8 protein-coding genes and 1 pseudogene are annotated in these 5,294 nt (G+C 66.7%); 4 read left to right on the top strand and 5 right to left on the bottom strand.

The genetic code is table 11. The annotated features are described in order from the left end of the window. Positions 1-281 precede the first annotated feature (281 nt). Positions 282-698: an IS5 family transposase gene (locus tag ACFWI9_RS32840; protein WP_387168535.1), complete on the bottom strand. Its 417-nt coding sequence runs from the start codon at positions 696-698 to the stop codon at positions 282-284. A 74-nt stretch (positions 699-772) separates the two neighbouring features. On the opposite strand from ACFWI9_RS32840, the pseudogene ACFWI9_RS32835 reads away from it, so the two are divergent. Beyond that, positions 773-1,121 (top strand): annotated as a pseudogene (locus tag ACFWI9_RS32835) (ISL3 family transposase); the annotation flags it as partial. 315 nt (positions 1,122-1,436) lie between these two features. On the opposite strand, the gene ACFWI9_RS32830 reads toward ACFWI9_RS32835, so the two are convergent. Then, complete coding sequence (locus ACFWI9_RS32830) at positions 1,437-1,643, bottom strand: cold shock domain-containing protein (RefSeq protein WP_387168531.1); 207 nt, start codon at positions 1,641-1,643, stop codon at positions 1,437-1,439. 107 nt (positions 1,644-1,750) lie between these two features. Between ACFWI9_RS32830 and ACFWI9_RS32825 the strand changes: the two genes are divergently transcribed. Genes ACFWI9_RS32825 through istB form a run of 3 tightly spaced genes read left to right on the top strand, consistent with a single transcriptional unit; the run spans position 1,751 to position 4,018 of the window. Next, positions 1,751-2,077 (top strand): transposase, encoded by a 327-nt coding sequence (locus ACFWI9_RS32825; protein WP_387168528.1) that lies wholly within the window; start codon positions 1,751-1,753, stop codon positions 2,075-2,077. Beyond that, the gene (istA, locus tag ACFWI9_RS32820; RefSeq protein WP_387168525.1) at positions 2,074-3,192 is read left to right on the top strand and encodes an IS21 family transposase; all 1,119 of its coding nucleotides are present in this window, start codon (positions 2,074-2,076) and stop codon (positions 3,190-3,192) included. The genes ACFWI9_RS32825 and istA overlap by 4 nt, the downstream gene beginning before the upstream one ends. A 37-nt stretch (positions 3,193-3,229) precedes the next feature. After that, positions 3,230-4,018, top strand: coding sequence for an IS21-like element helper ATPase IstB (istB, locus tag ACFWI9_RS32815; RefSeq protein ID WP_387168523.1), 789 nt, complete (start codon positions 3,230-3,232; stop codon positions 4,016-4,018). A gap of 122 nt (positions 4,019-4,140) precedes the next feature. On the opposite strand, the gene ACFWI9_RS32810 is transcribed toward istB, so the two are convergent. From ACFWI9_RS32810 to ACFWI9_RS32800, 3 genes are all read right to left on the bottom strand, one after another. After that, a complete protein-coding gene (locus ACFWI9_RS32810) occupies positions 4,141-4,254 on the bottom strand; it encodes a DUF5958 family protein (protein ID WP_387168538.1) in 114 nt (37 codons plus the stop codon). Between the two features lie 19 nt (positions 4,255-4,273). Continuing rightward, positions 4,274-4,513: a DUF5958 family protein gene (locus ACFWI9_RS32805; protein WP_387168520.1), complete on the bottom strand. Its 240-nt coding sequence runs from the start codon at positions 4,511-4,513 to the stop codon at positions 4,274-4,276. 158 nt (positions 4,514-4,671) lie between these two features. Next, entirely contained in the window at positions 4,672-5,163 is a 492-nt protein-coding gene (locus ACFWI9_RS32800) for a transposase (protein ID WP_387168517.1), read from the bottom strand. Positions 5,164-5,294 lie beyond the last annotated feature (131 nt).

Genomic DNA, 5,294 nt, shown 5'->3' with positions numbered 1-5,294 from the left:
TTCGGCTACCTCACCCCAGCCGAGACCAGACAGCAGCACCAACACACCCTCGCGGCATAACGAACGAGTGTCCGAGATCACGGGGAAACTTCAGTCGGCGGCCTGGCCGGGGGTGAGGACGAAGGACAGCGGGCGGCAGCGGCGGTCCGCCGACAGGTGCACCTTGCTGGTCAGCCCGCCGCGCGAGCGCCCCAGTTCGGCGGCGCGGAGCCGGGCCTTGCGGCGCCGACGCAGACACCGTCGCTCTTCGCGGGCGGCATCCGTCTGCTCGTCCGGCTCGACTACCGGGGCGTTCTGTCCCTTTGGCGAAGCCCCTTTTCCTCTGCGACGGCCTTCTCCAGGGCTTCCAGCAGCTCGGCATCGGCGGTCATCCCGGCGGCGTGATGGTGGGCCCGGGCCACGGTGGAGTCCACGCTCACCAAGTCGAGGTCTGCCTGACCGCGCGAGGCGGCCTCGGCAATCACCGCTTCCATCAACGTCTGGAAGACCCCGGACCTGGCCCAGAGGTGGAAGCGCCCGTACACGGTGGACCACGGCCCGTACCGCTCAGGCATGTCCCGCCACGGACCGCCCGTACGGAACCGCCACATCACGCCGTAGACGAGCCTGCGCAGGTCGGGAATGGGACCGCGCTCGCCCAGCGGCAACAGCGGTTCGAACACAGTCCACTCATCGTCCGTGAGATCACCCCGAGTCATCCCGCCTGTCTACCGTCCCAACCCCGCCGGGACAGCGAAACAGCCAAACCGGTGATCTCAACTCGGCACATCCCCTAGTCACGGACCCCGAGAACCTGCGCCCGAAGGAAACGGTCCTGCTGGAGAAGATCGCCGCGGCCTGCCCGGAGATGACCGCACTCGCCGATCTCATACGCGGCTTCGCCGCCCTGCTGAAACCGGCCGAGGGCAACGACGTGAAACTCACCGAGTGGATCACAGCCGCCCGCGCTGTCGCCCTGCCCACCTGCGCAGCTTCACCAATGGCCTCGAAATCGACCGGCCCGCCGTGAACGCCGGTCTCACCTTACCGAAGGCATCAACACCCGCACCAAGAGGATCATGCGGCAAATGCACAGACGCGCCGGATTCGACCTCCTCCGCCACCGCATCCTCCTGCCCTGACACACACACCGGCGTCACCACCGACTACGGGCCAGACCCAGATCGCTGACACGCCCCCTGGGTGGAGACGCTGGAGGATGGGACCCAGGTGCGGCTCGGGGTGTTCTGGCGAACGGCAAGACCCGGCGGGCCAAGCTGAGTACGGCCCAGTTGGAGCGGCTCGCCGGACTCGGGTTGGAATGGCAGCGGCACAGGCGCCGGCATAGCCGCCGGAGCATGGCGTGGCTGGCGGTGGGAACGGCCGACGGCGGGTACCGGGAGCAGGTCTTCCCCGGGCACCCGCCGTCTTCCGTTGTGTGACTATCCATCCTCTTCTTACCAGGTAACGCGCCCTGCCTTCAGGACCGACACGGTAACGGTGTTCGTCGGTTGGTAGAGGACGCGCCAGTCACCAACGTGCAGGCGCCAGTAGGCGGAACTGCCGAGCTGTCGATGGGCAAGGAACACGTACGGGCCTCCGTCCTGAGCGATGAAGCCGAAGCCCTTTTCCGCGTTGAACCACTTCACGGTTCCCGTCGCCATGTCTCAGAGTGCGGGATGTGGCGTTTCGTCGGTCTTGCCATCGCTCGATGGTGTGACGTGGGGGCATCGCTGTCGGTCAGGAGTTCGGGGTTCGCTTGGGTTGTGGCATGAGCATGCGCAAGCCGTACCCGAGCGATCTCGCCGACGAGCAGTGGGAGCTTGTGGAACCCGTGATCACGGCGTGGAAGGCCCGGCATCCGTCGGTCAGCGGGCATCAGGGGAAGTACGCGATGCGGGAGATCGTGAACGCGATCCTCTACCAGAACCGCACAGGGTGTCAGTGGGAGTTCCTGCCCCATGACATGCCCCCGCGGGGAGCGGTGAAGTACTACTTCTACCTCTGGCGCGACGAGGGCACCGACCAGGACATTCACGACCTGCTGCGCTGGCGGTTGCGGGAGAAACGCAAGCGATTACCGACCCGAGCCTGGTGATCCTGGACACGCAGAGCATCCACGCCGCGGTCGGCGTCCCGGCCGACACGACCGGCAAGGATGCCGCGAAAAGAGTGCCGGGGAGGAAGAGATGCCTGGCCGTTTCCATGGTCCGCGTCTATGTGAAGGACCGCCGCAAGGAGGTCCGCCGGCAAGCCGGGGTGGGCCCGGACGCGATGTTCGTGCCGCAGACGCATCTGCCGGGGGCGGAGGCGGAGGTCGACTTCGGCGACGTGCACGTCATGCTCGCGGGCAAGATGACCAAGGTCTATCTGTTCTCGATGCGGCTGTCCTACTCCGGCAAGGCGGTGCACCGGGTGTTCGCCTCCTGCGGCCAGGAGGCGTTCTTCGAGGGGCACGTGCACGCGTTTCGTGTGCTGGGCGGCATACCCCGCGGCCGCATCCGCTACGACAACCTGCGGGCCGCGGTCGAGCGGGTCCTGGGCCTGTCCAGGGCGAGGGTGGAGAACGACCGCTGGACGGCCTTCCGCTCGCACTGGGGCATCGAGGCTTTCTACTGCCGTCCCGGCATCGAGGGCGCCCACGAGAAGGGCGGTGTCGAGGGGCAGATCGGCTACTACCGCCGCAATCACTTCGTCCCCGTTCCCGAGGTGGCCTCGCTGACCGAGATGAACGCTATGGTCGACCAGTGGGACCTGGGCGACGAAGGCCGGCGCCTGCGGTCGAAGACCCGGACCATCGGCGAGTCCTTCGCCCAGGAACAGCCGCTGCTGCGGCCCCTGCCCCGCGAGGTGTTCGAGACCGGGCGGTGGTTCACTCCGCGGGTCAACCGGTTCGGTCAGGTCACCGTCCGCTGCAACTCCTACTCGGTTCCGGTCCGCTTCATCGGCCGCCAGCTGCGGGTGCTGCTGCACGCCAACGACCTGGTCGTCTATGACGGGCGGACGGTGGTCGCCCACCACGAACGGCTCAGCGGCCGGGGTGAGTCCCGCCTGGTCCTGGACCACTACCTGGAAGCTCTCCTGCGCAAGCCAGGCGCCTTTCCTGGAGCGACCGCCCTCGAACAGGCCAAAGCCGCTCCGACTGGAAGCTGTCTCACCTCCCGCCCGACAACCGGCCGCTGCCGTCGGTGGCCCACTACGACCAGCTCCTGAAACGGCACGGCCGCACGGCCGACGAGAAAGAGGGATCATGACACGCAAGCGCGGACTGACCGAGGAAGCCGCCACCGCCTCGATCGACCAGGCATGCCGGATGCTGCGGCTGCCCTCCATCCGCCAGCAGTTCGCCGACCTCGCCGAAGGCGCCGCACGCGACCAGATGTCCTATCGGGCGTTCCTCGCCGAACTGCTGATGACCGAGTGTGACGACCGGGCCCGCCGACGCTCCGAACGCAGGATCAAGGCCGCCTCCTTCCCACGCGACAAGAGCCTGCGGGCGTTCGACTTCGACGCCAACCCCAATATCGACCCGGCCACCGTCAATACTCTCGCCACCTGCGAATGGGTCAAGAAGGGGGAACCTCTCTGCCTGATCGGCGACTCCGGCACCGGCAAGTCCCACCTGCTGATAGCCCTGGGCACCGAGGCCGCGATGCACGGCTTCCGCGTCCGCTACGTGCTGGCCACCAAACTCGTCAACGAGCTGGTCGAAGCCGCAGACGAGAAGCAGCTGACCAAGACGATCGCCCGCTACGGCCGTGTCGATCTTTTGTGCATTGACGAACTGGGCTACATGGAACTGGACCGCAGGGGCGCTGAGCTGCTGTTTCAGGTTCTGACTGAGCGTGAGGAGAAGAATAGTGTCGCGATCGCTTCGAACGAGAGTTTCAGTGGCTGGACGAAGACGTTCACCGACCCCCGGCTCTGCGCGGCCATCGTCGATCGGCTGACCTTCAACGGCGCCATCATCCAGACCGGTACCGAGTCCTACCGCCTGGCTCACACCAAGGCCCAAGCCGAACGAGCCCAGGTCAGCTGACCACGCGCCACACGAGAGGGAGCGCCCGACAAGCAGCCCAGCGAGAGCGGGAATGGCCGGTGCTACGGATGCTCGGTTGCCGCTGGCAGGTTGTGCCATGCATGTCCGCAGGCGCCTTTGCACTACGTGTCGCGGCGGCGAGTATCAGCAACGGCGAACACGGAAACGAGGACGCGGAACGCCTTGACGTGTTCGGCGGAGGGGAGGCCCGCGAACCCGTAGCGGGGCGGGTCCATGCAGATCATCACCGAGGGGTTAGCCGTGGGCTTCACACCGGACCGCGCCACCCCCCGCACGGCCGTCCGCAGCTGTAATGTGCGCCTGCATCGCATAGCCAGCGACTTCCTGCAGAACCTCCTGCTGGCGTGTCGGGGCGAGGCCGGAGAACCAGCCCACACCATCATCCAACGTGCGGAGCCCCTGGGCGATCTCGTTGACGACCCGCTCGGTCTCGCGCCGGAAGGTGCGGCCGTCGTCGCTGCTCGGTTCGGTCATCGCTTGATGATTTCACGACGCCGGTTCTGGGCGAGGGTCGGTATCCGCACCCGAGACAGCACGGGCGGGAACCGGGAACAGTCCGCTTCCGCGATCTGGCAGTGCCGCAGGACTCCCACTTCGCGGCTCGCCGTGCGCCCTGCAGCACTTGAGTGACATCAAAAGCCGCTGACATCGATCACGAGGCCGGGCGCCAAACGACTCCCGAAGTCACGCCAAAACGACTCCCGAAGAAGCCGCCACAGCCAGGTGGCGTCGGCGATGTCGGCGAGGTGGTCGCCGGCGAGGTTGGCGAGTTCGCGTTTCTTGAGCGAGGACCACAGCAGTTCCACCGGGTTCAGTTCGGGAGCGTAGGCGGGTAACCGTTCCAGGGTCAGCCAGTCCTGTTCGGCGACCCAGGCTCGCATCGCCCGGCTCCAGTGGGCGGACAGGCCATCCCAGACCAGGACCACTCGCTCGCCGCGGTAGAACGCCTTCATCTGCTCCAGGACCTCGATGAGGGCGGTGGTGTCGTAGCTGCCGGGCTTGAGGTGGAAACACAGACGGGCCCCGCGATCGGGGCCGGTGGAGTGGTAACCCAAGGCTCCAGCCATCGACGCGCGCTTCCAGTTCAGGCGGTGCCGCAGCAGCTCGCGGACCTGCTCACGCAAGGCCGCGATCTCAGCGTCCTTTGTGGCCCCCGCGAGTGAAGTTTCCCCGTGATCTCGGACACTCGTTCGTTATGCCGCGAGGGTGTGTTGGTGCTGCTGTCTGGTCTCGGCTGGGGTGAGGTAGCCGAAGG

Origin of the sequence: Streptomyces sp. NPDC127084 (assembly GCF_042724175.1) — a bacterium.
In the GTDB taxonomy this organism is placed as follows: domain Bacteria; phylum Actinomycetota; class Actinomycetes; order Streptomycetales; family Streptomycetaceae; genus Streptomyces.
This window is presented reverse-complemented; position numbering and strand designations above follow the sequence as displayed.

Bases quoted from the DNA above. Each gene is read 5' to 3' on its own strand.
- ACFWI9_RS32825 (WP_387168528.1), top strand. From the start codon at position 1,751: ATGAGCATGCGCAAGCCGTACCCGAGCGATCTCGCCGACGAGCAGTGG.
- ACFWI9_RS32830 (WP_387168531.1), bottom strand. From the start codon at position 1,643: ATGGCGACGGGAACCGTGAAGTGGTTCAACGCGGAAAAGGGCTTCGGC.
- istB (WP_387168523.1), top strand. From the start codon at position 3,230: ATGACACGCAAGCGCGGACTGACCGAGGAAGCCGCCACCGCCTCGATC.
- ACFWI9_RS32810 (WP_387168538.1), bottom strand. From the start codon at position 4,254: ATGGACCCGCCCCGCTACGGGTTCGCGGGCCTCCCCTCCGCCGAACAC.
- ACFWI9_RS32840 (WP_387168535.1), bottom strand. From the start codon at position 698: ATGACTCGGGGTGATCTCACGGACGATGAGTGGACTGTGTTCGAACCG.
- ACFWI9_RS32805 (WP_387168520.1), bottom strand. From the start codon at position 4,513: ATGACCGAACCGAGCAGCGACGACGGCCGCACCTTCCGGCGCGAGACC.